This window comes from Paenibacillus sp. J22R67 (genome assembly GCF_059692175.1).
Genome location: NZ_JCAUAX010000002.1, coordinates 1,127,208 through 1,153,423, shown reverse-complemented (window position 1 = coordinate 1,153,423; position 26,216 = coordinate 1,127,208). Strand labels below are relative to the sequence as shown.

Genomic DNA, 26,216 nt, shown 5'->3' with positions numbered 1-26,216 from the left:
TGAAAGAGCTGCAGGCTGTCATTGGATGAAATCCAACGAAATGCGAAGATTTGGAGGTTGCATGTTATTTTTGTTGGATGATATCCAATGGAATCCTAATTTTTAAGTCAAAATAGCACGATTTTCCCGAAGTCATTGGATTTCATCCAACGAGAAGGAGAAAATTCACCTGATGAGGGCATTCTCATTGGATTTCATCCAATGAGAACTCGTATCTGATTTGGCCTCATGCAGAATGCCCAAAAAGTTGCCGTTGTCTTGTGTGTTAAACACTCCCGAATAGCACAATATATGGAGGGCACGAGCAGTCAAGGATTGAGGCTTGACTGTTTTTTGCTATTCTGTGCTTTCTTGTGTTACAGTTAGAAGTGAGGTGATCGACGATGTTTAAATTGGGTATTTTGGACCAATCACAAATAGGGGAAGGTCGCACGGCGGCAAGTGCGTTGGCCGAAACAACAGAGCTGGCGCAAGAAGCGGATAAATTGGGGTATTCGCGATATTGGGTATCAGAGCATCATGCTTCGCAAGCACTCGCGCACTCAAGTCCAGAGGTGCTTATTGCACATTTGGCTGCCAAAACAAATCGAATACGATTAGGATCAGGCGGCATTATGATGCCTCATTACAGTGCTTATAAAGTAGCAGAGAACTTCCGATTGCTGGAAGCACTTCATCCGGGGCGGATTGACGTTGGTCTCGGCCGCGCACCAGGCGGTATGCCGATATCCACACGTGCCTTGCAAGAAGGAAAATACACAAGTGTAGACCAATATCCACAGCAGGTTGCTGATCTAACGGGTTATTTGTATGACTCGCTGCCGCCGAGCCACCGTTTTGCGGCTTTGCACGCATCTCCAATTATTGAGACTGCACCGGAAATTTGGCTCTTGGGTTCTTCTTACGATAGTGCCCGAATTGCTGCTGATCAAGGGGCTGCTTTTGGCTTTGCGCAATTTTTTGGTAATGCAGACTGCGAGCAGGCTTTGCGGATTTATCGTGAGAACTTTAAGCCGTCGATCCTGAATGAACAAGCTCACTCCCTGGCAGCAATTATGGTTATTTGCGCAGATACGGAAGAAGAGGCGAAACGTCTGGCTTCGAGCTCGGATTTATTTTTCTTATCACTAGGCCGCGGCGCATTGCTGCCATCTTTTCCTTCAGCTGAGACAGCAACGAATTATCCCTATACGCCGGGGGATCTAGCTATGATCCAAGAGCGTCAGCATAAGCGGGTCGTTGGTACACCGGAGCAAGTCAAAGCGCAAATGATTAAGCTTAACGAAGCTTATCAAGCTGATGAATTAATGGTTGTTTCGCCTATTCATGATGTGGCAGCGAGAATCCATTCCTATCGGTTATTGGCTGAAGTATTTGACATGAAGGGCTAATATATTTGCCATCTGATGTAGCATCGTACATTATTTTATCGCAAAAATTTGCGTTTTTTTGCTCTTGCCATTACACTTAAACCAAAAATGGAGTGGTGAAATGAGCAAGAACAGAGTTTGGAACAAAGGGAAACGCAATGGCGGCGGTGGGCCGGCACCTGGAACGGGCTATAAAGAGAAGATCGCTGAGGCTGCGAAGGCAGAAGGCAAGAATCCAGAGATTGATTACAACAATCCGATCAATCAAGTTCGGCCAATGAAACGCGAGAATTGGGTCCAGCGGCCTGTACGCGTCATCCGGGAACAACCTAAAACATAAATAAAAAACCTATTCGATCTTGTAAGGATCTGGATAGGTTTTTTTGTTTGGTTTTAAGGCATAAGACTTCTAACATAATGAAAGGCATCGTTCATGGTTTCATCCGTAAGCTGCTCTAAGGAGATGTCAACGCCCGGTTTAACGCGGTGGAGCTTCTCCAGAAACGATTTGGTTTGGAAAATACCTTCGCCGGAACGCACGGACTTGAGATTGCCGTCTTGAACGACAACATCTTTCAAATGCGCAAGCACGATGCGGTCGCCGAAAGCTGCAAATGCTCCGTCCAGGAATTCCTCTTGTGCATCAATGGCAGTAGGAGGAAGCAAATTAACGGGATCAAAGACCACCCCTAAATTGCTCGACGGGATTTCTTTTAGAATACGAACCATTTTTTCTGTGCTGGATAAGGTGTGTGTGAAAACAGGTTCAAGACCAATGTGAACTCCCCAACGCTCCGCTTCCTCGGCTAATTCCTCAACGGTTTGCTTAAGAAGTTCCCAACCGATGGCTTCATAACGCTCAGGATCCTGCGTGAGATAAGTAGTTAAATCAGCCGTTTCCGTTGCTACGATGGACGTTCCTAGATCTCTAGCATAACGCAGATGTTCTTTGAATCTGTTGATTTCATGGCGGCGTTGCTGCGGGTCTGGATGAATCGGATTGATGTAGCAACCGAGTACGCCAATGCGGACGCCAGCGCGCTGGAACTGTTCGCCAATATGGTTCGCGAGTCCAGGGCTAAGCTTGCCCAAACTTGTGTCGATATCGCTGATGGCTTTGCTAAGAGCCAACTGCACGAAGTCAATGCCTCGTCCGCGCAGCTTCTCTGTTAGTTGATTCAGTGGCAGATGACCGACCGTGTGAGCTAACGTCCCGATGCCCATCTATCTCGCCATCCATCCGCCGTCCACGCATAATACGTGTCCGTTCATATAATCCGAAGCGTTGGAGGATAAGAAAACGACAGGTCCTTTGAGATCTTCAGGTGAGCCCCAACGGCCGGCTGGGATGCGCTCTGTAATGGATTGTGTGCGCTTCTCGTCTTTCAGGATTGGCGCAGTGTTATTCGTCGTCATATAACCAGGTGCGATGGCATTGACTTGGATGCCTTTGCCAGCCCATTCGTTGGCTAATGCCTTGGTAACACCTGCAATCGCATGTTTGCTTGCTGTATAACCCGGTACGTTAATGCCGCCTTGATAAGTCAGCATGGAAGCAATGTTGACGATTTTGCCGCTGCCGCGCTCGATCATGTGACGGCCGATCAGCTGGCACAAGAAGAAAGCGGAGTTCAAGTTCAGGTCGATGACATCGTGCCAGTCTTCACGCGAATGATCAACCGCCGGTGTACGACGAATAATTCCCGCGTTGTTCACAAGAATATCGATGCCGCCATAAATGCCGACAGCTCGGTTCACGACATCCTCAAGGATGTCTTCGTTGCTTAAATCAGCCGCGATCAGCTCAGCTTTGGCGCCTAATGCGCGAATCGCTTCAACGGTCTGTACGCTTTCGGATGAAGATACAGCAATGACGTTAGCACCTGCTTCTGCAAGTCCAATAGCCATTGCTTGCCCTAGTCCGCCGGAAGCTCCGGTAACGAAAGCTGTTTTTCCTGCTAAGTTAAAAAGTGTCATGCAACATACTCCTTTTCACTAGTGAGTGACGATTTGGATACCGGCATTACGGTATTGCTTGGCCGTTTCTGCGGGTAGGTTACTGTCGGTGATAATCATGGCCACCTCCGACAAAGAGGCAAACGTGCGCAGGGCACATTGACCGAATTTGTAATGATCGGCAACACCATAGACGGTTGCGCTGGAAGCAATCAACGCGCGTTTGTAGTCAGCGTGATCACTCGTATAAATCGTAAAGCCGTGCTGCAGATGTACGCCGGTCGCAGAAATGAACGATTTCTGAATGTTAAGCGAGTTCACATAGGCAACAGCTTCTGGCCCAGCGAGCATGTTCCGCGTTCTGTAGCCGCCAGGGACAACGAGCCGGATTTCTTCCTTATGAACGAGCTCGGAAATAATGTACAAATCATTGGTTACAACAGTAAGCGGCTGATTGTCCAGCCGCCTAGCAATTTCAAGTGTTGTGCTGCCGCCGTCGAGGGCAATGATGTCCCCTGGCTGAATGTAGCGAAGGGAGATCGTCGCAATTTCCGATTTTTGATCGGCATGTTTGACGATCGGCTCCTTCGTCGAAAGAATGCCCAGTTGATCGCTTTGAGCGAGCATAGCGCCGCCATGAATGCGGACGAGCAGCCCTTTTTCCTCCAACTTGGCCAAATCTTCACGAATTGTTTTGCCTGTTACGTCCAGTCGTTCACTGAGTTCGTTAACCGTGACTTCTTTCTGTGCCAGGAGTATTTCCATAATGGTTTCATATCTGCGTAAAGGGTTCATCGATGATCATCACTTTCCAAATGAGAGATTACCGATTATTTTAAATCTTTCATAGCCACGGCGTCCATATCGTCGAACATTTGATTTTCGCCAGCCATACCCCAGATGAATGTATAGTTATTAGTGCCTACGCCGCTATGAATGGACCAGCTTGGGGAAATGATCGCTTGCTCATTGCGCATGACAACGTGACGCGTTTGTTGCGGCTCACCCATCATGTGGAAAACAACAGCATCTTCCGGCATATCGAAATAGAAGTAAACTTCGGAACGGCGGTTGTGTGTATGAGACGGCATAGTGTTCCACATGTTACCTGGTTTGAGAAGGGTCATACCCATAACGAGTTGACAGCTTTGAATGCCATCTAAGTGGATATATTTGTAGATTGTACGTTCATTGGAAGTATTGATGCTGCCCAGGTGAGCAGGAGTAGCTTCGCTAATTGCTGCTTTTACAGTTGGGTATGTTTTGTGAGCAGGCGTTGAGTTGAAGTAATATTTAGCTGGATCAGCTGCATTTTCGCTGGCAAACGTAATGTCCTTTGAGCCTAAACCGATGTAAATGCAATCCTTAGGATCCATGTTATAAACGGTTCCGTCAACGGTAATCGTTCCACGGCCACCAACGTTAATGATACCAATTTCACGACGCTCTAAGAAATAATCAGCCGCCATTTCTTTCTTATCAGCTTGCAGCTGCAGGGAACCTGTAATCGGAAGAACGCCACCAATGATAAAACGGTCAACGTGGGAGTACACCAGTTTAATCTCGTTTGGTGCAAACAATGCGTTGATTTGAAACTCGGATTGTAAGCGCTCTGTGTCAAATTGTTTAACTTCATTCGGGTGTGAGGCGTAACGGATATCCATGTGATAATCGCTCCTTGATTTGGTTTATTTGAGTTGATATAGGTTCATATAGGTTTAATTTACTCCAATAAGGAGGATTAAGCAAGTGTTTTCGGAGGATGTAACAAATCGTTCCAAAGAAGTGAATAAAGGAGAAACATTAAGGAAAAAACAACTCTACAGGAGGTTATGTCTATGGATAAAAGTCACTATTTCGACCACGTCTGCAACGATACGATCCCGACCAAACCTGAGGAAGAAAATACGACACCAAATGATTTGGTCAGTGAGGCTGTCGAGGAGATTATGGACAATATCAAAAGCGCCTTCTCGACCAACGAGCGGGATTAAGAGAAAGGACGGAGCAGGGTTGCTGCTTCGTCCTTTTTTCGTTTTGTTAGCTGCGGGGCGGCTAGCTTCCGTTGAACGGAACTACAAGGCGCTATTTCTGCGAAATGCGCCTTTTTTGGAAAGAAGGGGAACTAGGGGCCGCTATTCCTGGAATTTGTCGGAAGCTCCGCCTAAAACTGAGAAATAATGGCCTGTAGTTCCCCTGCATTAGCCCTATCGCCGCTTTTCTGCGAAATAGCGGCTCGTAGTTCCGCTAAGGTGGCTGAGTCCGCCACCTTAGCTCGTTCTTGAAGCTGCGCCCCCCGCGACGCCTCACTAGAACGCTTTTCAACCAGCGTTCACTGCCCACAACCAACCGAAAGTCGCAGATAGCAGGCTCTTCAACTAGCATAACCAACAGAGGGGCAGTTGCCCCCTCTAGAGCATCTCCTACGGCGGAGTTCCGCCGTTGAACGGAACTACAAGGCGCTATTTCTGCGAAATGCCGCTTTTTTGGAGAGAAGGGGAACCAGAGGCCGCTATTTCAAGTTATTTGGCGGAAATTCCGCCTAAAACTGTGAAATAAGGGCCTGTAGTTCCCCAGCATTAGCCCTATCGCCGCTTTTCTGTGAATTAGCGGCCTGTATTTCCTCTAAGATGACCGGCGGGCCACCTAGTCTCTTTCGTGAGTTCGAACGCCCTAAACCCATGCTGATCGCACGCTCTAAAGCGCGTGGCTCCTAAGCTCATCCCACACCAAGCCCTCACTGGCTCATCCGCCACTGCACAGGCGTCATGCCAATTATTCGCTTAAACACAGTGGCAAAATGCTGAGAGGAAGCGTAGCCTAGCCTATTAGCGATCTCGGTAATTGTATCCTTGCTCTCAGCCAGCAAGCTGCAAGCTTTTTTGATCCGCATCCGTTCGATATAACTCATTGGAGGCAGTCCCGTGTACGACTGAAAAGTCCGAAAAAAGTGGGAGGGACTAACGCGGACTATGCCAGCTAATTCTTCAACGTCTGGTCGCCATTCAGGCTCATCTTCGATGCGGCGAAGCAGCAGATTGAATTGATCGGTTAGGTCGTCCGCAAGCGAAAACATTCGCTCATTCGGCTGCACGATGGCAAGCAACAGTCCCATAATAGCCTGCCGTATGGAGGTGGAACGCAGCGGGCTGTTGCTGTTTATTGCTTCGCCTAGCTTCCGGAAGCCTTGAACGGCTTGCAGGCCGATATGGCGAACTCGCGGGAGCATCTGCAAGGCGCTAGCGAAGCCTTCGCTTTCATGCAAAGGAAGTCGAAGCCAATCCCCCGGATGGGGAGGTGTGACGATGAACCACCAGAACCGGCTCGGCTCTATGACATTGAAGCCGCCGCGATGCAGCTCGCCAGGGCAAGTGTGGAAGACATCGCCCGCTTTGGTTTCATAGACTTGTCCGTCCAGTTCCCAGCTTGCTTTCCCGCGCTCTACCAAAACAAATTCATACCCATCATGTTTATGATAGGAGAGGGGAAGCGCCGATTTGATTTCATCGAAGCCGAAAAGGACTAGCTCTGGAACATCGGTAATCGATTCTTGGAAAGCAGCATCATAGGTCCAGCGGGGACTTAGTTTGGCAACCATAGGAAAGCCTCCTTGTCCGAACATGTTCTTATTTGTCTTCTATGTTTCTCATACTACTCAGCAGGTCTATGAACGTCAATGGCGAGCGGAAACCGTATGATGAAAGCAAGACGAATAAGGAGGCCTGTTAAAATGACTATGCAAGCAGAAAGAACTTACAAAATTACATATCAGGATAAGGAGACTTTCGAGCGGGATGGCTATTGGATTTCGCCGAAACTTCTGGATGATGGCCAGATTGAACGACTTCGTGAGGCGCACGAGCGAATTTGGAGCGGTGACTATGACGGGGACGGACTTCCGATGAACCATTATCGGGCAAATTCCAACCCAGACGCGCTCCGCAAGCTGGACAATGGCTGGTGGATTAATGACGAGGTTCGTCGTACCGTTACAGATCCGTTGATTGGAGAGCTGACAGCAGACTTATTGCAAACCGATGAAATTCGACTTTGGCATGATCAGGTCATCTATAAGCCAGGTGTCGGGGACAAAATAACGGCGGTAGGCAACGTGGGCTGGCATCAAGATTATGGCTATTGGCAGTGTTCCAGCAATCCGGGCATGGTGACCGTGTGGATTGCCCTTCAGGACACTGATTTGACAAATGGCGGGATGAAAACGATCGTTGGTTCTCATAAATGGGGGCTGATCCCGGATAGCAACACGTTCTTTAATCCCAACATGGAAGAGCTCAGGGATAAATACGCAGCTGGCCGCGATTGGGTGGAAGAGCCCTGCATTTTGAAGGCAGGGCAGGCTAGCTTTCATCATGGACTGACGTTCCACGGGTCCGGTGCGAACACAACGACGGAGCCTCGTTTGTCAGTCGTAGCACATTTGATGCCTGGCGGCACAAGCTACCGAGCAGGTGTTCAGCGGCATGACAATATCCGGCTGCTAGGGCCGCGCCCGCAGCAGGGACAGCCTTTTGCGAACGCGTATTTTCCGGTTTTGTTCAAGCGTTAATCGCCTCTGAAAATTCGATCCATCACGCTGCACAAAAGGCTCATCATCTCGTCGATTTCCGCTTTGGATACAATCAAAGCGGGCATCAGACGGATGGTACTCGGGCTAGACGCGTTAATCAGCAAGCCAGCATGCAGGCAAGCGGCTGCCAGCTCGGCACCACGCGGCTCAGGCAAATCAAAGGCTAGCAGTAATCCTTTTCCGCGGATATCGGTTAGTCCATAACGCTCCTGAATCTCATGAAGCTGTTGCAGCAAATAAGCACCTTGCTCTGCAGCTTGCTGAGGAAGCTTGCGCTGTAGCACCTCGCCTACGACAGCAAGGCCTACGGCCATGGCAAGTGGTTGCCCTGTATAGGTTCCACCTTGGTCACCTGCTTCAAAAAGGTTATACGCTTCTTTCGCAAGCATCGCCGATAATGGAAACCCGCCGCCAATCCCTTTGGCAAGGGTGAGGACATCCGGCAGTACACCGTAATGCTCATAAGCGAACATGGTTCCAGTCCTTCCAATTCCGGTTTGGACCTCATCGAACATGAGCAAAATCCCTTGTTCATCGCATAACGTGCGGAGTTCCTGGATGTAGGCGGAGTTAGCTTCATAAACGCCGCCTTCGCCTTGGATGAGCTCAATTAGAATAGCGCAAGTATTCGGAGTAATCGCTTGCTTCATTGCTTCAATATCATTAAAAGGCACTTTCACGAAGCCGGGAAATTGCGGAGCAAACATTTGCTCCCAGCCGGCCTTTCCTGTTGCTGCCGTAGTTGCCAATGAACGCCCGTGAAAGCTGCGCTTCGTTGTAATAATTTCGAAAGCGCCATTTTTACGGACGGCCCCATACTTACGAGCAAGCTTGATTGCACTTTCATTGGCTTCTGCGCCTGTGCTGCCAAAAAACACTCGCTCTAGTCCCGATAATCCCGTTAACAGGTGGGCAAATTCAACCATCGGCTTGTTATAAAAGCCTGGACTTGCATGAACGAGCTTGCTTGACTGCTCTAGCAAAGCATCGCTGATGACTTTAGGAGAATGGCCTAAGCTGGTAACCGCCCACCCCCCGATAAAATCCAAATATTTTTTCCCGTCTGTATCCCACAGGTACATCCCTTTGCCATGCTCCATGACGACCTGAGGCCTGTTTGCAATAAACAGAATGGAAGCATTCGCCTCTTCTAGCCATTCATTCGTAACTGTTTTTACTTTTTCCATGCAGACACATCCTTCCTAATAAAAATAAGAAATAATGAATAATTATACATATGTACGTATTTTTATTCAATCCAAAAAATGCCATGATTGTCCATTATTATTTGGCGAAGGTACAGCTACGTGTAAGGTGTGCGTAATTGGCTGCAAGAGGATTTTCTTTTTATCATTAGACGGTTACAATGTCGTTAGGAATGACAGCATGTTTGTGAAGGGGAAAGGAGACGATTATGCCTGATAACGTTTCGTTATTTCCGGCTCTTTTGATGGGAGCGAATGGTCACCCGCACGTGATGGCGTACTATTTTAAACAATGGCAAGGCTTTGAAATGCCCTTTCACCGTCATGATGCCACAGAGATTATGTACACAATCCAAGGTTATTGCGAAATCGAGATTCAAATCCAGCCGTCACATACCGAGAAGGTCGCGCTCAAAAAAGGCGAATTTATTATTATCAATGCCAACGTACCCCATCGTTTGCTCGTAGATGTAGCTAATCCATGCAGAATGCTGAATGTAGAGTTTCGGTTCACACCTAATAAAGGGGTTTTTCCGTCGATTCAGCAATTAGCTGCCGAAGATGATCTGCTGATCGCTTTATTGGCGTCAGAAGCTCCCTATTTGGTACTGCGGGATGGGGACGAAGTTTACCATATTATGAAAAGCTTGGTGCTTGAACTGGATAAAGCAGCTAACAAAAGCGACTTGATGGTTCAACTTCTGATCACGCAGCTGCTGATTCGAATTGCTCGAGTTTGGCGTGAAACGGTAAATAATGGCGAAGCGCAGAGTGAAAGATATGTCAAAATTTCGATGGAGTACTTGCATCAGAACTATGATCGCGACATTCAAGTGAAGGATATTGCCGGAGCTGTTAATTTGCATCCTGGGTATTTGCAGCGAATTTTCAAATCCCTGACTGGACAGACACTAATGGCTTATTTAACCGGTATCCGGATGGAAAAAGCCAAGATGCTGCTGCTCGAAACCGATGTGCCGATTTCCGAGATTTGTGATTACATCGGCGTCGGAAGCCGGCAGTATTTTCATATGCTTTTTAAAGATTATACGGGTCTGACGCCAACGGATTTTCGTAAATCGATGTATGCGGAGAAACGGAATTATCCAGAAAGAAGTTAGAATTTTTGACAAAAGTGAGACGAGGAAGTTAGAAATTTGATAACGGTTTCTCTTTCGTGCTTGATACAATGTGAAAGGTAGAGAACACGATAGAGAGGGCGATAAACATGTCATTTAAAGTAGCTTTTATTGGAGCAGGAAGCATTGGATTTACACGCGGATTACTAAGGGATTTATTATCAGTTCCTGAGTTTAAAGATATTCAGGTCGCTTTTACAGACATTAATCAACATAATTTGGATATGGTTACAGAACTGTGCCAAAGAGATATTTCGGAGAATGGTCTGAACATCCAAATTCAAGCAAGCACGGACCGCAGAGAAGCATTGAAAGACGCAAAGTATGTCTTATGTACGATTCGTGTCGGAGGTCTGGAAGCTTTTGCAACGGATGTAGATATCCCGCTCAAATATGGCGTTGATCAGTGCGTTGGAGATACATTATGCGCTGGGGGCATTATGTACGGTCAACGTGGGATCTCGGAAATGCTGCGTATTTGCGGAGACATTCGCGACGTAGCTTCACCGGATGTGCTGCTGTTAAACTACGCGAATCCAATGGCGATGCTGACATGGGCTTGCAATACTTACGGCGGGGTACGGACGATCGGGTTATGTCACGGCGTGCAGCATGGACATCGTCAAATTGCTAACGTGTACGGCTTGAAGAAAGAAGAAGTCGATATTATTTGTGCAGGCATCAATCATCAAACCTGGTATGTACAAGCCCGCCATCAAGGCAAGGATCTGACACAAGGGCTGCTTGAAGCATTCGAGAACCACCCGGAATATGCCCGCACAGAGAAAGTGCGCATCGACATGCTTCGCCGTTTCGGCTATTACAGCACAGAATCCAATGGGCATCTTAGCGAGTATGTGCCTTGGTACCGGAAGCGCGCCAGTGAGATCCAAGATTGGATCGATCTAGGGAGCTGGATTAATGGTGAAACCGGCGGCTACCTGCGCGTATGTACAGAAGGCCGGAACTGGTTCGAGACCGATTTCCCGAACTGGATGAAGGAAAAGGCGACGGTTTACACAGCCGAGAAGCGCAGTGAAGAGCACGGATCCTACATCATCGAGGGACTTGAAACCGGACGTGTGTACCGCGGACATTTCAACGTAGTGAATAATGGCGTTATCTCGAATCTGCCAAACGATGCTATCATTGAAGCGCCGGGTTATGTGGATGCCAACGGCATTTCGATGCCGCATGTTGGAGATCTTCCGCTGGGACCTGCTGCTGTATGTAATGTCAGTATTTCTGTGCAGCGTCTTGCTGTGGAAGCGGCTGTGCATGGAGACGATAAACTGCTTCGTCAAGCGTTCATGATGGATCCTCTCGTTGGGGCTGTCTGCAATCCGAAAGAAATTTGGCAAATGGTGGATGAGATGCTGGTTGCCCAAGAGAAGTGGCTGCCACAGTACGGAACTGCGATTGAAGAGGCCAAAAACCGCCTTGCCGCAGGCAATCTCATTCCTACCCGTGACTATGAAGGCGCAGCGCGCTTGAAGGTGAAAACGGTGGAAGAAATGAAGCTGGACCGTGAAGCTGCTAACAAAAATGCAGGCGAAGCAGACAAAGGGAAAGATCGCGCGGCTGTCTCATCGTAACATGTTGTGTGATGTTCGTTTATTTTCAAGTATGTTCATTTAGGTGCTTTTGGGTTATAATTAGTTCTGTAAGTGAAGGGCCGCTTGCGGCCCTTTTTTATTTTTCTAAGATTGCTCAAATGGGAGAGGGGAAAGTCAGATGTCGAATATTGGCGTATGGGAACCGGCTGAGCCGGGCGTTAAACGCTGCATTTTGAAAGCTGAGGTTGGGTTAATGATGATGGAGGTTCACTTTGAGCCAGGAGCCATAGGTTACCAGCACAGCCACGTGCATGAACAAATGTCCTATTGCTTAAAAGGCAAAATAGAGTTTACGATAGATGGTGTTGTGACGGTCATCGAACAAGGACAAACGGTTTACATACCTAGCGGAGCGCAGCATGGCGTAACGGCTTTAGAAGCATCCGCTTTGCTGGATGTATTTACACCGATTCGTGAAGATCTTGTGAAACGTTAACCAGTTGCTCTTGCAACTGGTTTTCTTTCTTTTAATATGAATGCGTTTACATGACGAAGGGGAGGAGGCTAACGATGGGGAGAAAAAGCCGCCGAGCTTGGACTTGGTTTTATAGGAGCTTGTTTTTGCGTGATCGACCGTTGACCGTTAAACTGCTTGTATATTCCGCTATGCTGGTCGTTATTCCGCTGCTTATCGTCGGGCTCATTTCGTATCAGAAGTCATCGGAAGTGCTGCGCGAGGAAGCGAGTTTAAGCAACGAACAAATCATCGAGCAGGTGAAGCTGCACATCGAATATTATATTCGGGATTTCGAAATCGACTCCATACGGATGCAAAATCACCCCTCGATGCAGCAGTTTCTTCGCATGACGAGTGAGCAGGAAGTGAGAGAGTCGGGCATTCGCGAGCCGATGATGCAGCTGCTGAAAGATACAGCGTACTCCCGATCGGACATTTCACGGATCATGCTTATTATGGAAAATCAAACGGTGCTCGATACGAGTATGAATAAAAATGTGACACCGGCGCTGCAGCTGATTCAGGAGCCATGGTTCATCAGTGTGCCTGCTAACAGCGACATTATGCTCATTATTCGTCCGCCTTCAGAGCGATATGAGCTGGAGGATGTACCGGTGCTGTCCATTGTAAAGCGATTGGTTAGTCCCAATACCTTAGAACCTGTTGCTACTCTCATCATGGAAGTGAATTTCAAACGTATTCAAGAAATTGCTGAACGTGTAACGATTGGAAGAACGGGATATTTATCGATTCTAGACCCGAGCGGAAGGTATATTTATTCCCCAGAGTACGCGGATATTGGTCATCTGGCGGCGTGGGATCAGCTGGACTATATTTTGCAGCAGGAGAGCGGCTCCTATCAGGCGTTAACTGGCGCTAAGCCTTTTTATACGTTTAGCCGGTCGTCCTATTTAAATTGGAGACTAGTAACGACAATCCCTGAGCACGAGCTGACGCGCGGAACACACTATATCCGGCAAACCATTTGGTGGACGGTCGCTGTGACCCTCGTTATTGCTTACCTAATCGGGATTGGCTTTGCGACAAGCATCGTTCGCCCCGTGCGGGCTTTGCAGTATTTCATGAAACGGGTAAAAGAAGGAGATTTTAGGGCACGGGCGGACATTGAATCGAAGGATGAGATGGGTCAGTTGACGAATGATTTTAATAAAATGGTTGAAAAGCTGCAAATTCTGCTGGGCGAGATTTATTATTCGCAGCTGCGGGAGAAGGATCTCCAGCTTCGCCAGAAGGAAACTGAGCTTAAGGTGCTCCAATCCCAAGTGAATCCACACTTTCTTATGAATGCTTTGGAAACGGTGCGGGGGATGGCGCTGGAAAAAGATATGACCGACATCTCGGTGTTAGTCGCCTCTTTGGCGAGGCTGCTGCGCTACAATTTGAATCATGCTGGAGCAACGAGCTCTGTGCAGCAGGAAATTCACATCTGTGAGATGTATTTGCGGATACAGCAGTACCGTTTTGAGGAGAAGCTCAGTTATGAATTTCAAATTCCACATTGGGCGGAAAATCAGACGATTGCGAAGTTTGCCCTGCAGCCCTTGGTTGAAAATTGCGTGATCCATGGCATCGAGACGAGTGACCGCCCGGTTCATATTGTCATTTCTGCTAAGCAGCTGGATGAGCATCAATTTGTCATCGAGATTCATGATACCGGGATGGGGATACCGGCAGAAAGGCTTCGTACTTTGCAGATCGATTTGCTTCAGAAAGATATGGTTGCAGCCGTTTCACAAATAGGGATCGTGAATGTGCATCGGCGCATCGCCTATTTATTCGGGGAAGCTTATGGATTGGAGTTAGAAAGCTGCGCAGGCGCAGGAACGACCGTTAGCTTGAAATTGCCGCTGGGACTTGGGCTGCGGGAAGGGGCGTAGGGAATATGTACAAAATCATTCTCGCCGACGATGAAAAATGGGTTCGGGTTGTGCTGCGCAAGGCTGTGGAGCAAACGAAGCTTCCTGTTACAATTGTGCAGGAATGTGCCAATGGTCTTGAAGCCTTGGACGCAGTGCAAAAACATGATGCGGATTTAGTTATTTCCGATGTGAAAATGCCGATTATGGACGGCATCGGTTTGGCAGAACAGATGTGGGCGATGACAGCGAATCTGGTGCTTGTGAGCGGTTATGACGATTTTCAATTCGCGCAGAAAGCGATACGTTACGGGGTCAAAGATTATCTGCTAAAGCCAGTGGAAATGGAGGCGATGGCGGATTGCTTGGAGCGATGGATACAAGGTAGAGAGCTGTTGAAAGAGGCGATAGGAGACACGAATGCTTCTCTTCAGACGGAGAAAGCCGAGATGTCTGTCATCGAACAAGTGCAGCAGTTTGTAGCTGCTAATTTAGCGAAGGATATCACTTTAACCGATGCGGCAGCGTTGGTTCATCTGAATCCTAGCTACTTGAGTCAACTGTTTAAGCAGCAAACAGGTGGCAAGTTTGTTGATTATGTCATCGTCTTGCGGATGGAAGAAGCGAAGAGGCTGCTTATCAAAACAGCTTTGCGCGTATCTGAAATCGCGGAGAGACTGGGGTATGGCGATATTGCTTATTTCAGCAATACGTTTAAGAAGCTGACGGGTAGCTCCCCTTTGGAATATCGAAAAAGTGGAGGGAAGCCGGAAGAGAAGAAAGGAACCTGAGATTGGCTCAGGTTCCTTTTGGCTTTTAGGTTAGATGGAAATACTTTTCTGTCATCCCGTGTGCGAATGAAAAGTAACAGTACTTTCTTCAACTATTTGGTAAACGAGATTTAGAGGACAAGCGACTTTATTTTCTCGCCTTTTCAATAGCTTCCAGAGTCTCTTTGTACTCTGTGCGGTATTTCTCGATAACTGGTTTTACTGCGTCCTGCCATGGCTTGAGATCAGAAACATCGGTGATGGTGACACCTGCCGCTTTGACTTTGGCCTCGGAGTCTTTCTCGAATTTATCCCATTCGGCTTTCTGGGTTTGGACGGACTCGAGGGCTGCTTTTTTGATCAGCGCTTTGTCGTCATTGCTTAGCTTATCCCAAGCTACTTTGGAGATCAACAGCACTTCCGGCACCCGTTGATGCTGGTCAAGAATGAGATTTTTTGCCTGCTGAAAATGATTGGAGGAGAAATAGCTTGGATAGTTGTTCTCAGCGGCATCGATAACACCTGTCTGCAAGGCGTTGAACACGTCGCCGTATGGCATTGGTGTTGCATTCGCACCGAGCGCGTTCATGAGATCGATGTTTACTTTGTTTTGAATAACACGAATCTTAAGCCCTTTCAGATCAGCGATGCTTTTGATCGGTTTCTTGGAGTAGAAATGACGCGCTCCGGAGCTATAGTAGGCAAGGCCCTTCATGCGCGAGGATTCCAAACTGTCCAGCAGCTTTGTGCCTTGCTCACTCTCTAGGAACTTCCATTGGTGATTATCGTTGTCGAAAATATAAGGCAAGCTGAACACTTCATATTGTTTGTTGAAGCCGCCAAGCGCTCCGGTGCTGACGCGGGTGAACTCAATCGCACCCAATTGCACCTGTTCAATAACCGCTTTCTCTTCACCGAGCTGGGATGCTGGGAAGACATCGATTTTGATGCGGCCGTTGGAGGCTTGGTTCACGAGTTCGGCGAATTTCTTGTCGCCAAGTGTCGTCGGATAATCAGCAGGATGCGTTTCTGCTAGACGAAATGTCAACTTAGGGCCATCGGCTTTCTTCGTTGCTGCAGGGCTAGCTGCGCCTGGTGCCGTAGTAGAGCTGCTGGTTGTCGGAGTGCTTCCGCCGCCGCAAGCGACTAGCAGTAGACTTGCACCGAGCATCGTGCTAAGCGCGGTTATATATGATTTTTTCAATTTCATCATGTGTGATCACTCTTTTCATCGAATTAGTTGGTTATTTCAGAAGATTTGGCAGCCACATCACAAGGCCTGGAATATAAGTCAGGATCATGAGAACGACGCACATGACATAGAAGAAGGGCATCATCGCTTTGGTGCCTTCAGAAATGGAAATATTACCGATCGCCGAGCCGACGAATAAAACGGTTCCAACAGGAGGCGTCAGCAATCCGATGCCTAAGTTTAACATCATAATGATGCCGAAGTGAACAGGATCCATCCCAAGTGCGGTGACGACAGGCAGCAGAATCGGTGTCATGATCAGGATGAGCGGAGCCATATCCATAGGTGCGCCAAGCAAGAGCAGCAAAACGTTGATGATCAGCAAAATGACAATGGGGCTATCGGTGATGCCTAGCATCCAATCCGTTAGCATGCCGGGAACTTTGAGGAAAGCGAGCACATAACTGAACGTAGCGGAGGCGGCAATGAGGAAAAGCACCATCGCGACTGTTCGGAACGTACGTTTCAGGATGATCCACATACGGCTGATCGGAATATCTCGGTATACGAGAAAGGTTAGGATAAAAGCATACAAACACGCTAACGCGCCGCTTTCTGTAGCCGTAAACCAACCCGTGAAAATACCGCCAAGGATGATGACGGCTGTTAAAAGAGAAAGCAGGCCGTCGCGCACAATTTTGGGGATATCCCGCATCGGAACGGCTTCGCTTTTGGTATAGCCGCGTTTAATGGCAATGAAATAGCTTGTAATCATAAGCGATACGCATAGGATCAAGCCGGGAACGATGCCAGCGAGAAAAAGCGAGGCAATGGAAATCCCACCTCCAGCTGCCAAAGAATACAGCACGAGATTGTGGCTTGGAGGAACGACGACGCCTTGAATGGCGGCAGAGACGGTGACACCTACGGCGTAGTCGGTGTCGTAGCCTTTTTTCTTCATCATGGGAATCATGACGGAGCCGATAGAGGAAACATCCGCAATGGCGGAGCCAGAAATGTTCCCGAAGAACATGCAGGCAACGCAGTTGACCATAGCTAGGCCGCCGCGAATGCCCCCTACGAGAACTTGGGCGAGATTGATGAGGCGCAAGGCCATTTGGCCTTCGCTCATGATTTGGCCAGCCAGGATGAAAAACGGAATGGTCAGAAGCGAGTAAGAATTCATCCCTTGAATCATCGTCTGGCCTACGGTCGCCAGCGGGACTTTCAAGTAAAGCAGTGTAAGCAGGGAAGAACCGGCTAAAGCTAGCGAGATCGGGAAGCGTAGGATGATCAGACCAACGAAGACGATGCAAAGAATGAGTATGGCAATGGTCGGATCCATTAGTGGTTGCCTCCTTCCTGAAGATTAGCATGCCGTTTCGTTTCGATCCCGAACAACTGCAGCAGCGCATAAGCACAGGTCATAACGCCTGTGATCGGCATGATGACGTAGAGTGTGCTGTTCGGCAGGCCCGTGGCAGGCAGCTCAGATTCATTCATCATCACGGTGAAATCCCAGCCATAGAACACAAGATAGATGCCAAAGGCGAGAATGACCAACTCGATCGCTTTATCCAGAGCTTTGTTGACGGGTGCTGGAAGCTTGTGGGTAAAGGAGTCGATGCCGAGATGAAGCTTTTCCCGAAAGCCAATCGCGATGCCCATGAAGGAGAACCAAACGAGCAGCAGCATGGTCACTTCTTCAGACCAGAAGAATACGAAATCGAACAGCTTGCGCGTCATCACCTGCACGGTGACGATGATGATCATGCTGAGCAATCCGATGAGTGCGGCCGATTCGATGAATGTATCGATGCCTAGCGCTATTTTGCGAAGTAACCGCATCGTCAAGCAACCTCCCCTCTCTTGTTTTGTAAGTGCTTTCATTTGAATTGACTTAAGTATAGCGTTCCAGGGTTTGAGGTGGAACGCCATTGCTTTTAGGTTTTTTTGTAGTTTTTTTAGGAGATAGAGGAAAGTGTGGGGAGTGGAGTGAGGAGAAGTTGTGGAAGGTGTAGGGTGAGAAATGAGGAGAAGTTGTGGAGATGAGTGAGGGAGAGTGGAGAAGAGAAGTTGTGAGATGAGTGAGGGAGAATGGATAAGAGAAGTTGTGGAGATGAGTGAGGGAGAACGGAGAAGAGAGGTTGTGAAGATGAGTGAGTGAGAGTGGAGAAGAGAAGTTGTGGAGATGAGTGAGGGAGAACGGAGAAGAGAGGTTGTGAAGATGAGTGAGTGAGAGTGGAGAAGAGAAGTTGTGGAGATGAGCGAGGGGGAATAGAGGCGAGAAGTTGTGAGATGAGTGAGGGAGAATGGAGAAGAGAAGTTATTGAGATGAGTGAGGGAGAGTGGAGAAGAGAAGTTGTGGAGATGAATGAGTGGGAATGGAGGCGAGGTGGAGTGGCGGACATGCTGTGTAAAACCAAGATGGTTATTCATTGTTATTTTGAGAAAAATGACCTATTGCCAGTAAAGCCGTGGGTCTTTGCTACGACCGAGGATTTTAGGCAGCGGTACTTGGTGGCGCACTGCACTATGTTGCAGTTTGTACAACCATATGGGTGTCTATTTGGCTCATTGCCCCTCTATGTTGCAGTTTGTACAACCATTTCGCATGAAATGGGCATTTCTTTGTTATCTAGGGCTAAATGATTGTATGTTGTACAATGAAGATGAAATTGCATCGTAAAAAGCGCCTGCATGTTGTATAAAATACAACGTGAAGTTGGCTTTTAAGCGTTCATCGTAGCGGAGGTGAAGCTGTTCCACCTATTGGTGCAGATCACGTCCTCCTCCCCAAAAACTCATTGGACATATTCCAATGAAACCAGGCTCTAGCCGCGTAAATTCTACTCTTCATTGGACATATTCCAATGAGAGGACTAATTTCAGCGTTTTTGAGGTCAATTTCTTAGTGTCTATTGGAAATCATCCAATGAGATGATGCATTCTGCTCTGAATTTGCTGAGTTCATTGGATTTCATCCAACGACCAGCTGCGATAGTGTATAATTCCAGCAGAATCACTCTGCAAAGGTACTTTCATACTCCAAAGGTGTGTGATCCACACAGATGCACCTGATCTGACCTGGCCGCACCTCACTCACTCACTCACTCGCCTCACGCACCTCACCCTTCATCTCACACAAAATGCAACCCCATATAAACGGCTACGCCCCATATCATGCATGCGGAAACTTTATTCAACCTCGCGATAAAACGCCCGCTTGTATCGTGTTTACCAACGAGCCGCCCTGCAAATGCTAATCCAAAAAACCATAGCCAAGACACACATACGATGCTGATCATGAACACCCACTTTTCCCCGCCAGCATAGTTCAAGGAATTTGTGCCAATAACGCCAATCGTATCTAAAATAGCATGAGGATTCAGCAAGGAAACAGATGCCGCAAAAAGAACTTGTTTTTTCGGCTGGCGCACTATCCCTTCCTGTGTAGAAGGAACAGTGCTTGGCTTACTGCGCCAAAGCACCCAGCCCATGTAGAGCAGGAATAAGCAGCCAATTCCGTACAATGCCGCTTGCAGCCATGAAAAGGTTAGCACGATAAGGGAAACCCCAAAAACCGCTGCGAGAATAAGGAGGGTATCACAGAGGGAAGCTGTGAGAATAACTGGCAGTGCCCCAAGGTAAGAGCGCTGGCTGGCGCCTTGATTAAACACAAAAACATTTTGCACCCCAACAGGTAAAATAAGTCCAAAGCCCAAAACCACCGCATGTAATATCGTTTGAAACAAAATAATCGCCCCTATCTAGCTGTCGAATTCTTTCTTAGTATAGAGGGAATCTGACAGTTGTCTCCGTCCAAATGGATGGAATTGACCCCAACCAAATGATATAGTGAAGCTGTAAGGAAGGAGGAACCGATGGATTGGAGACCTGATTTATCATCTGAAACTCCGTTATATCAACAGATTAAAGAGTTTATTATCCATAAAATATCGCTGGGAGAATGGGCTGTTGGGACCAAAATTCCTTCACAGCGGGCTTTGGCTGAGCATTTTGGCGTGAATCGCAGCACGGTTGTAACGGCAATCAGCGATTTAATTGCTGATGGATTATTGGAAGGAAACACCAAAGGCGGAACGAAGGTTATTAATAACTCTTGGAACCTGTTAACCGCTTCTCCTCCTCCAGACTGGAGCTCATATGTACAAGCCGGAGCACACTATCCCAACCAAGCGGCTATCCAGCACATCAATCGGGCAGAATTTCAAGAAGGTATCATTCGGCTTGGAACCGGGGAGCTTTCACCCGATTTGCTGCCATCTGAACGGATGAAGGAGATTTTCGCTGAAAGCCGGGCGACGAATTCGTTCCTCTTGGGCTACGAAGAACCGAAGGGGAATCTTTATTTACGCAAGCAGCTCGCAGCTTACCTGCAAGGAATTGGCGTCAATACTTCGCCATCGAACATCCTGATTGTCTCTGGAGCTCTCCAAGCTTTACAGCTCATTTCCATTGGATTGCTGCCGCGGGGTTCTTCCATTCTTTTGGAAAAGCCATCCTACTTGTATTCTGTCCATGTTTTTCAGTCAAATCGTATAAAGCTCGTAGGTTTACCTATGGATGAGAATGGCCTGCTTACGAACCAGATTGGACGTTACAAAAAGGGCTATAATGCCTCGCTGCTCTATACGATACCAACCTTTCAAAATCCAACAGGCACTTTGATGCCCGAGGGCAGGCGCCAGGCGCTAATGAACGCTTGCGCCGATGAAGGTCTCCCGATTATTGAGGATGACGCGTACAGGGAGCTTTGGTTTGATGAACCGCCGCCTTTACCTCTTAAAGCGAGGGACCCACACGCGTTGGTTCTGTATCTGGGGACGTTGTCCAAGACGTTAAGTCCAGGGCTTCGCATTGGTTGGGTGGTTGCTCCTGAGCCCGTGATCGAACGATTAGCGGATATCAAAATGCAGAATGACTATGGTTCGAGCTCTGTCTCTCAATGGGCTGCAGCGGAGTGGCTAGGAAGAGGCTTGTATCAGGAGCACCTTGTTACGATCAGAGCGCAATTGAAGATGAGACGAGATCGTACGGTGCGGCTGCTCCAAACTTATTTCACTGGGATTGGCAGTTGGTCGGTACCTACGGGAGGTTTCTACATTTGGGTTCAGCTAACAGTCGATGTTCCGATGCAAATCCTATTTGAGCGCGCTTTAAAAGAGGGTGTTTTGTTAAATCCCGGTTCGATTTATAATCGACTTACAGGCAACTATTTGCGAATCTCTTACGCCTATGCCAAGCTGCATGAGCTTGAATGGGGCCTTAAGCGAGTAGCGATTTTGATCCGAGATTTGGTTGGTAAAAAAAGATTGGAAAGGTGAGCGGGATATGTCAACGAATGACACGCGAACAAATAAGGAAGAAGAGCAATCAGACCTGCCTAAGCTTTCAAATCCTGCACTTCGTGCACTCGCAGGCGCCGGATATCACCGGCTTGAAAAGCTCAGCAAGACGACTGAAAAAGAGATTATGAAGCTGCATGGCATGGGACCGAAATCGCTGGACCCGCTTCGCCGTGCACTTGCCGAGAAGGGACTGACATTTGCAGATGAATCTTAATAGCAGTAATCCCAAGCAAATAGCCGCTGAACAAGCAGTGGAATATATTCAGGATGGCATGACGGTAGGCTTAGGCACAGGCTCCACCGCCTATTGGGCTATCCAGCAAATTGGAAAGAAAGTTCTTAACGGACTACAAATAAAGGCAGTAGCAACATCCATACAATCGGAGAACTTGGCTAAGGAGCTTGGCATTCCGTTGATTCCTCTTTCTGAAGTAGAAGAGATAGATGTTACGATTGATGGCGCTGACGAAGTAGACGGTGCGTGGAATCTGGTCAAAGGCGGAGGAGGTGCGCTGCTGCGTGAGAAAATCATTGCTTCATCCAGCAAGCAGCTTATTATCGTTGTTGATGAAAGCAAGGTTGTCGACTATTTGGGGAAGTTCCACTTGCCAGTTGAAGTTGTGAAGTTCGGTTACGAGCTTACCCGCAACAAGCTTAGAGCGCTTGGATGCGAACCAAAGCTGAGAATGATGGATCAACAACCTTTTACGACAGACAATGGCAACTATATTCTGGATTGTGATTTTAAACAGATTAAGAGGCCAAGTGAGTGCCATGATGCCATTAATAACATCCCGGGTGTTGTCGATAATGGTTTATTTATTAAGATGGCTGCAAGAGTCATCGTTGGTTATCAAGACGGATCTGTGAAAGAGCTGAAGCTTGTCTAATAACTAGGAATGGTGGGAGCGCAGGAGATGTTGTTGAACAAGGCAGTTTGTGTAACCGGAACGGACAGAGGGATTGGACTCGCAATGACTGATGCTCTTTTGCATCAGGGATTTACCGTTTATGCTGGCGGCATTCTGGACAATAACGAGAAGCTCAGCAAGCTCGCGGTACAATTTCCGAATCAACTGCACGCTTTCAAGTTGGACGTGGGATCTGACGAGAGTGTAAGGGAAGCAGCCCGTTATATCAAAAGTAAAACGAATCAGTTGGAGCTTTTGATCAACAACGCTGCCATTCTCGGAGATACCGTGAAAACGATCGAAGATGATCTCGATTTTGAAGAGATTCAGAAGGTATACAATGTGACAGCTCTTGGCGCCATTCGGATGTCTAATAGCTTGATTGAACCGATCATGAATGGCGGAAAGTTGATTGTTAACATCTCTTCCGAAGCAGGCAGTATTGCGAACAGCCATCGGGATGCATGGTTCGGGTACTGCATGGCCAAATCAGCTTTGAATATGGGTTCTACAGTCGTTCATAACAAAATTCGCAAAGAAGGCGGGCGCGTCCTGCTGATCCATCCTGGGTGGGTCAAATCCTTTATGAGCGGTGAATGGAATCCAGCGGGCACCTTTTCTTCGGAAGAAGCCGCCGCGAATATTTTGAATCGGATTGAAGAGCACAAGGACAAGCTGATGGAACTACCGCTTTATATCGAAGCCGACAGCGGAAAAGAGCTGCCCTGGTAAATGGGAGAGGAGAAGGACATATGCGTGAGATAAAAGTCATGTTGATTGGCGATAACACGGATGCTCCTTGGCATCCGCTAGAGCCTGCTAGGCAGCAGCTTGCAGCCATTCTTGGCAACGAGTTTGCGCTAACTGCTACGGAAGACTATCAAACTTTCGCTATACTTGACCACAGCCAGTTTCCTTTGTGCATTTCCTACACGGACTGTTGGAATCGAGACCTGACGCCGCAACAAACCGCGGGACTGCTGCGATATGTCGCAGGGGGAGGCGGCTTGCTGGTTATCCATAATGGTATTTCTCTCCATCGCAGCTACGAGCTGCTGCAGATGATGGGGGCGAAATTCACCGGTCATCCTCCTTACCAGCCATTAACTTATTATGGTTCAGCGGCAAGCCATCCGTTATTGGAAGGTGTCGAGAATTTCAACTTGGAAGAGGAGCCTTACTTATTCGAATTTGATCCTTTTACGAAGAAAACGGTTTTTATGGAGTTTGAATTTGAAGGAAAACGGTACCCCGCGGCATGGGAGCACACTTACGGTCTAGGGAAGGTTGTGTATTTGCAGCCTGGGCATCATGCCCCTTCTTTTCAGCCCGCATCCTATCGGCGTCTAGTGCTGAATAGTGCGCGTTGGTTGAGCCGTCAGGCGTAGATGAAAGCCGCTTAACTCGCTATTTTTCCATATACTCCCTAGTTGGGAATTGTGCTACAATAGGCCAAAAGAGTCGCTAAAGGAGTGAGGATGTTGGAACATTATTTGTTCAAGCAGTTGGCATTCGTTAGAGATCAAGTCTTGCAAGCAGTTGAAGGGACTTCGGAAGAGAAAGCAGACCAGATTCCGGATGGATTCCGTAATTCAATCCGATGGCAAATGGGGCACATTTATGTCGTGATGGAAAGGTACGCTTTTCAATATATGGAGCTCCCGCTTCATCTACCGCAAGGGTTCAAGGAGCAGTTTGAGTACAAGACTTCCCCATTAACTACGCCAGCGGACATTGTTGTTCCTACTCTTTCAGAGCTGAAAATGCTGCTAAAAAGGCAGATTGAGAGAATTCACAGTGAATTGGGTGACAGACTGCATGACAACGTGACACCTTATACAACTTCCGCAGGGATGAGACTCGAATCATTAGAACAGTTCCTCAGCTTTAATTTATATCATGAAGGCATGCACTTTAGTGTCATTAAAATATACAAGGTATTATTATCTAAATAAATAACAGTTTGACGAATGGAGGAGATCCTCAAATGATGAGGTTCATCATGTTCGCAAGGCCTCCCTGCTAAGACGTAACCTTACGTTGTTCACGAGCACCGCCGATCTGGTTGAGTCTATACACCCAATCAGATAACGGAGAGGAGCTCCACATGAACAACACAATGAATATACGAATCCTATTTGCGCTTCGCTTTTTTTCCAGTCTCATCCCAGCTTATGTCATCGAGAGGTTGTACTGGGAGGAGCGGGGCATGACGATTCAGATGGTCGTATATACGGAAATTATATTTGCCCTGACCATCGTGCTGCTAGAAGTTCCAACAGGTGTAATAGCAGACAAATGGGGCAGGAAAAAAATGCTCGTACTAAGCGCGCTGCTAGGCTGCTGCGAGTTTCTGATTCTGATCGTTGCGACTGAGTTTTGGCATTTTGCGCTCGTCGTCTTCTTGGCCGGGATCTCTCGTTCGGCAAGCAGCGGCTCCGAGAACGCACTGTTGTATGATACATTAATGCAGCAGGGGAAGGCTTCTCAGTTCGAGAAGCTGCTTGGACGATTGAACGCCTGTGATTTGCTCTCAGCCATCCTTGCGGCACTCTGCGGGAGCTTGCTCGCTGGTAAATTCGGTCTCGAACTGAACTACTGGCTATCACTAGTCAGTTCAGGTATTGCCCTAATGCTAGCATTCCTGCTGATCGAGCCGCCGATGGGGGGAGAGGGCGCGGAGGATACCGAGGAAGCCATTCCTTTTAAAACGTATGTAACGGCATCATTGCGTTTTTTTAAGGGAAATCCTAATGTCTCCCTTGTTATGCTTTCCGGCATGGTCACAGGCGCTTCGATGAGCTACATTGAAGAATTTTGGCAGTTGTACGCAAACAGATTAGGAACGCCAGTCTACTTTTTCGGGGTACTGTCATCTGTTATTATGCTTTTGCAGCTGCCTGGCAACCTAATGGCCTATGCGCTTTTGCGGCGAATCAGTTACAGGAAGCTGATTGTCCTAATTACGGCGATCATCACGATTGGGTTTCTCTGTGTTTCTATCAGCCATAATTTCATCGGACTGGCAGCCATGCTGATCATCTGCTTATTCTCTGGCGTCATGCAGCCGCTTGCCTCCGGTTACTTGCATCACCGCATAGATTCGAATATGAGGGCAACGATCGATTCCTTTCAGTCTCTGGGGGAGAATGTGCTAAGCACGTTCGCAGGACTTGGCTTCGGCTATTTCGCTGCTCGGTATGACGTATTTGGCGGCTATGGGTTTATTGCACTGCTTTGTTTTGCTTCTTTTGTTTGGTTTGTTTGTGTGTCTCGCACAGTTAAACAAATATAAAAGAGAACAAACGGAAGTCCTTGTGACTTCTTTTTTTTGTTTATTTTTATTTTGAAGAGGATGAGCATTGACGGGACAGGGTTAGCGCGGTAAAGTAAAAGTAATCGGTTATCCAATTTATGGGGAGAGGGTGTAGCGCATGACCACTAGCGGGAAGTTCGCATGGACATGGACGATTCGGGAGGAAGTTCTGGAGGAGTACGTCCAAATGCATTTGGCGCCTTGGCCAGAAATTATGGAAGAACACAGTAAAGCAGGGATCAGGGATTACTCCATTTTCCAAAATGGCAATCAATTCTTCTATTGCTTTTTATGCGATGATGTGGAAGCCGCTTTTGCCTATTTGGCTGAGAGCGAGGCTTGCAATCGATGGAACGCTATTACGAGCAAAATGGTTGTAGGTTCCTTCGATTTCCGTGAAGCCGTACCGATTCAACCGATGCGCGAAGTTTTCTATTTGAAATAGTA

At 47.8% G+C, this 26,216-nt stretch carries 27 protein-coding genes; 17 read left to right on the top strand and 10 right to left on the bottom strand.

What is annotated here, in order from left to right:
• Positions 1 to 383 precede the first annotated feature (383 nt).
• Entirely contained in the window at positions 384 to 1,391 is a 1,008-nt protein-coding gene (locus AC58VC_RS11520) for an LLM class flavin-dependent oxidoreductase (protein WP_145657146.1), read from the top strand.
• A gap of 100 nt (positions 1,392 to 1,491) precedes the next feature.
• Positions 1,492 to 1,710: a hypothetical protein gene (locus AC58VC_RS11515; RefSeq protein WP_497368878.1), complete on the top strand. Its 219-nt coding sequence runs from the start codon at positions 1,492 to 1,494 to the stop codon at positions 1,708 to 1,710.
• 53 nt (positions 1,711 to 1,763) lie between these two features.
• Here AC58VC_RS11515 and AC58VC_RS11510 read toward each other — a convergent pair whose 3' ends face one another.
• From AC58VC_RS11510 to kduI, 4 genes are read right to left on the bottom strand one after another with little or no spacing between them, the layout of a single operon-like run.
• Positions 1,764 to 2,594 (bottom strand): sugar phosphate isomerase/epimerase family protein, encoded by an 831-nt coding sequence (locus tag AC58VC_RS11510; RefSeq protein WP_497368877.1) that lies wholly within the window; start codon positions 2,592 to 2,594, stop codon positions 1,764 to 1,766.
• The gene (gene kduD / locus AC58VC_RS11505; RefSeq protein ID WP_497368876.1) at positions 2,595 to 3,347 is read right to left on the bottom strand and encodes a 2-dehydro-3-deoxy-D-gluconate 5-dehydrogenase KduD; all 753 of its coding nucleotides are present in this window, start codon (positions 3,345 to 3,347) and stop codon (positions 2,595 to 2,597) included.
• Between the two features lie 18 nt (positions 3,348 to 3,365).
• The gene (locus AC58VC_RS11500; RefSeq protein ID WP_497368875.1) at positions 3,366 to 4,121 is read right to left on the bottom strand and encodes a DeoR/GlpR family DNA-binding transcription regulator; all 756 of its coding nucleotides are present in this window, start codon (positions 4,119 to 4,121) and stop codon (positions 3,366 to 3,368) included.
• A gap of 35 nt (positions 4,122 to 4,156) precedes the next feature.
• Entirely contained in the window at positions 4,157 to 4,990 is an 834-nt protein-coding gene (kduI, locus tag AC58VC_RS11495) for a 5-dehydro-4-deoxy-D-glucuronate isomerase (protein ID WP_145657135.1), read from the bottom strand.
• Positions 4,991 to 5,164: 174 nt separating this feature from the next.
• Between kduI and AC58VC_RS11490 the strand changes: the two genes are divergently transcribed.
• A complete protein-coding gene (locus AC58VC_RS11490; RefSeq protein WP_497368874.1) occupies positions 5,165 to 5,320 on the top strand; it encodes a hypothetical protein in 156 nt (51 codons plus the stop codon).
• Positions 5,321 to 6,063: 743 nt separating this feature from the next.
• Here AC58VC_RS11490 and AC58VC_RS11485 read toward each other — a convergent pair.
• Positions 6,064 to 6,924, bottom strand: a complete 861-nt coding sequence (locus tag AC58VC_RS11485; RefSeq protein WP_497368873.1) for an AraC family transcriptional regulator — start codon at positions 6,922 to 6,924, stop codon at positions 6,064 to 6,066.
• Positions 6,925 to 7,056: 132 nt separating this feature from the next.
• On the opposite strand from AC58VC_RS11485, the gene AC58VC_RS11480 reads away from it, so the two are divergent.
• Positions 7,057 to 7,893, top strand: coding sequence for a phytanoyl-CoA dioxygenase family protein (locus AC58VC_RS11480; protein WP_497368872.1), 837 nt, complete (start codon positions 7,057 to 7,059; stop codon positions 7,891 to 7,893).
• On the opposite strand, the gene AC58VC_RS11475 is transcribed toward AC58VC_RS11480, so the two are convergent.
• Complete coding sequence (locus AC58VC_RS11475) at positions 7,890 to 9,101, bottom strand: aspartate aminotransferase family protein (RefSeq protein ID WP_497368871.1); 1,212 nt, start codon at positions 9,099 to 9,101, stop codon at positions 7,890 to 7,892. The genes AC58VC_RS11480 and AC58VC_RS11475 overlap by 4 nt on opposite strands.
• Before the next feature lie 227 nt (positions 9,102 to 9,328).
• On the opposite strand from AC58VC_RS11475, the gene AC58VC_RS11470 reads away from it, so the two are divergent.
• From AC58VC_RS11470 to AC58VC_RS11450, 5 genes are all read left to right on the top strand, one after another.
• Entirely contained in the window at positions 9,329 to 10,240 is a 912-nt protein-coding gene (locus AC58VC_RS11470; protein WP_497368870.1) for an AraC family transcriptional regulator, read from the top strand.
• Between the two features lie 107 nt (positions 10,241 to 10,347).
• Entirely contained in the window at positions 10,348 to 11,853 is a 1,506-nt protein-coding gene (locus AC58VC_RS11465) for an alpha-glucosidase/alpha-galactosidase (protein WP_497368869.1), read from the top strand.
• A gap of 139 nt (positions 11,854 to 11,992) precedes the next feature.
• Entirely contained in the window at positions 11,993 to 12,310 is a 318-nt protein-coding gene (locus tag AC58VC_RS11460) for a cupin domain-containing protein (RefSeq protein WP_497368868.1), read from the top strand.
• 74 nt (positions 12,311 to 12,384) lie between these two features.
• Positions 12,385 to 14,229, top strand: a complete 1,845-nt coding sequence (locus AC58VC_RS11455) for a sensor histidine kinase (RefSeq protein WP_497368867.1) — start codon at positions 12,385 to 12,387, stop codon at positions 14,227 to 14,229.
• A gap of 5 nt (positions 14,230 to 14,234) precedes the next feature.
• Positions 14,235 to 14,999 carry a response regulator transcription factor gene (locus tag AC58VC_RS11450; protein ID WP_497368866.1) on the top strand — a complete coding sequence of 255 codons (765 nt, stop codon included), beginning with the start codon at positions 14,235 to 14,237 and terminating at the stop codon, positions 14,997 to 14,999.
• Positions 15,000 to 15,126: 127 nt separating this feature from the next.
• Here AC58VC_RS11450 and AC58VC_RS11445 read toward each other — a convergent pair whose 3' ends face one another.
• The 4 genes from AC58VC_RS11445 to AC58VC_RS11430 all read right to left on the bottom strand — a co-directional run bounded on the left by AC58VC_RS11445 (position 15,127) and on the right by AC58VC_RS11430 (position 19,925).
• The gene (locus AC58VC_RS11445) at positions 15,127 to 16,191 is read right to left on the bottom strand and encodes a TRAP transporter substrate-binding protein (protein WP_497368865.1); all 1,065 of its coding nucleotides are present in this window, start codon (positions 16,189 to 16,191) and stop codon (positions 15,127 to 15,129) included.
• Between the two features lie 31 nt (positions 16,192 to 16,222).
• The gene (locus AC58VC_RS11440; protein WP_497368864.1) at positions 16,223 to 17,515 is read right to left on the bottom strand and encodes a TRAP transporter large permease; all 1,293 of its coding nucleotides are present in this window, start codon (positions 17,513 to 17,515) and stop codon (positions 16,223 to 16,225) included.
• Entirely contained in the window at positions 17,515 to 18,018 is a 504-nt protein-coding gene (locus AC58VC_RS11435) for a TRAP transporter small permease (protein ID WP_497368863.1), read from the bottom strand. The genes AC58VC_RS11440 and AC58VC_RS11435 overlap by 1 nt, the downstream gene beginning before the upstream one ends.
• Before the next feature lie 1,292 nt (positions 18,019 to 19,310).
• Entirely contained in the window at positions 19,311 to 19,925 is a 615-nt protein-coding gene (locus AC58VC_RS11430) for a LysE/ArgO family amino acid transporter (RefSeq protein ID WP_497368862.1), read from the bottom strand.
• A gap of 129 nt (positions 19,926 to 20,054) precedes the next feature.
• On the opposite strand from AC58VC_RS11430, the gene AC58VC_RS11425 reads away from it, so the two are divergent.
• From AC58VC_RS11425 to AC58VC_RS11390, 8 genes are all read left to right on the top strand, one after another.
• Positions 20,055 to 21,518 carry an aminotransferase-like domain-containing protein gene (locus AC58VC_RS11425; RefSeq protein ID WP_497368861.1) on the top strand — a complete coding sequence of 488 codons (1,464 nt, stop codon included), beginning with the start codon at positions 20,055 to 20,057 and terminating at the stop codon, positions 21,516 to 21,518.
• Positions 21,519 to 21,525: 7 nt separating this feature from the next.
• Positions 21,526 to 21,756, top strand: a complete 231-nt coding sequence (locus tag AC58VC_RS11420; RefSeq protein WP_497368860.1) for a DNA-directed RNA polymerase subunit alpha C-terminal domain-containing protein — start codon at positions 21,526 to 21,528, stop codon at positions 21,754 to 21,756.
• Positions 21,746 to 22,432: a ribose-5-phosphate isomerase RpiA gene (gene rpiA / locus AC58VC_RS11415; protein WP_497369024.1), complete on the top strand. Its 687-nt coding sequence runs from the start codon at positions 21,746 to 21,748 to the stop codon at positions 22,430 to 22,432. The genes AC58VC_RS11420 and rpiA overlap by 11 nt, the downstream gene beginning before the upstream one ends.
• Positions 22,433 to 22,459: 27 nt before the next feature.
• A complete protein-coding gene (locus tag AC58VC_RS11410; protein WP_497368859.1) occupies positions 22,460 to 23,185 on the top strand; it encodes an SDR family NAD(P)-dependent oxidoreductase in 726 nt (241 codons plus the stop codon).
• A gap of 20 nt (positions 23,186 to 23,205) precedes the next feature.
• Positions 23,206 to 23,841, top strand: a complete 636-nt coding sequence (locus AC58VC_RS11405; RefSeq protein ID WP_497368858.1) for a ThuA domain-containing protein — start codon at positions 23,206 to 23,208, stop codon at positions 23,839 to 23,841.
• A gap of 93 nt (positions 23,842 to 23,934) precedes the next feature.
• Positions 23,935 to 24,408: a DinB family protein gene (locus AC58VC_RS11400; protein WP_497368857.1), complete on the top strand. Its 474-nt coding sequence runs from the start codon at positions 23,935 to 23,937 to the stop codon at positions 24,406 to 24,408.
• 152 nt (positions 24,409 to 24,560) lie between these two features.
• Positions 24,561 to 25,748, top strand: a complete 1,188-nt coding sequence (locus tag AC58VC_RS11395; RefSeq protein ID WP_497368856.1) for an MFS transporter — start codon at positions 24,561 to 24,563, stop codon at positions 25,746 to 25,748.
• Between the two features lie 139 nt (positions 25,749 to 25,887).
• Positions 25,888 to 26,214, top strand: a complete 327-nt coding sequence (locus AC58VC_RS11390; protein ID WP_497368855.1) for an L-rhamnose mutarotase — start codon at positions 25,888 to 25,890, stop codon at positions 26,212 to 26,214.
• Positions 26,215 to 26,216: the final 2 nt, after the last annotated feature.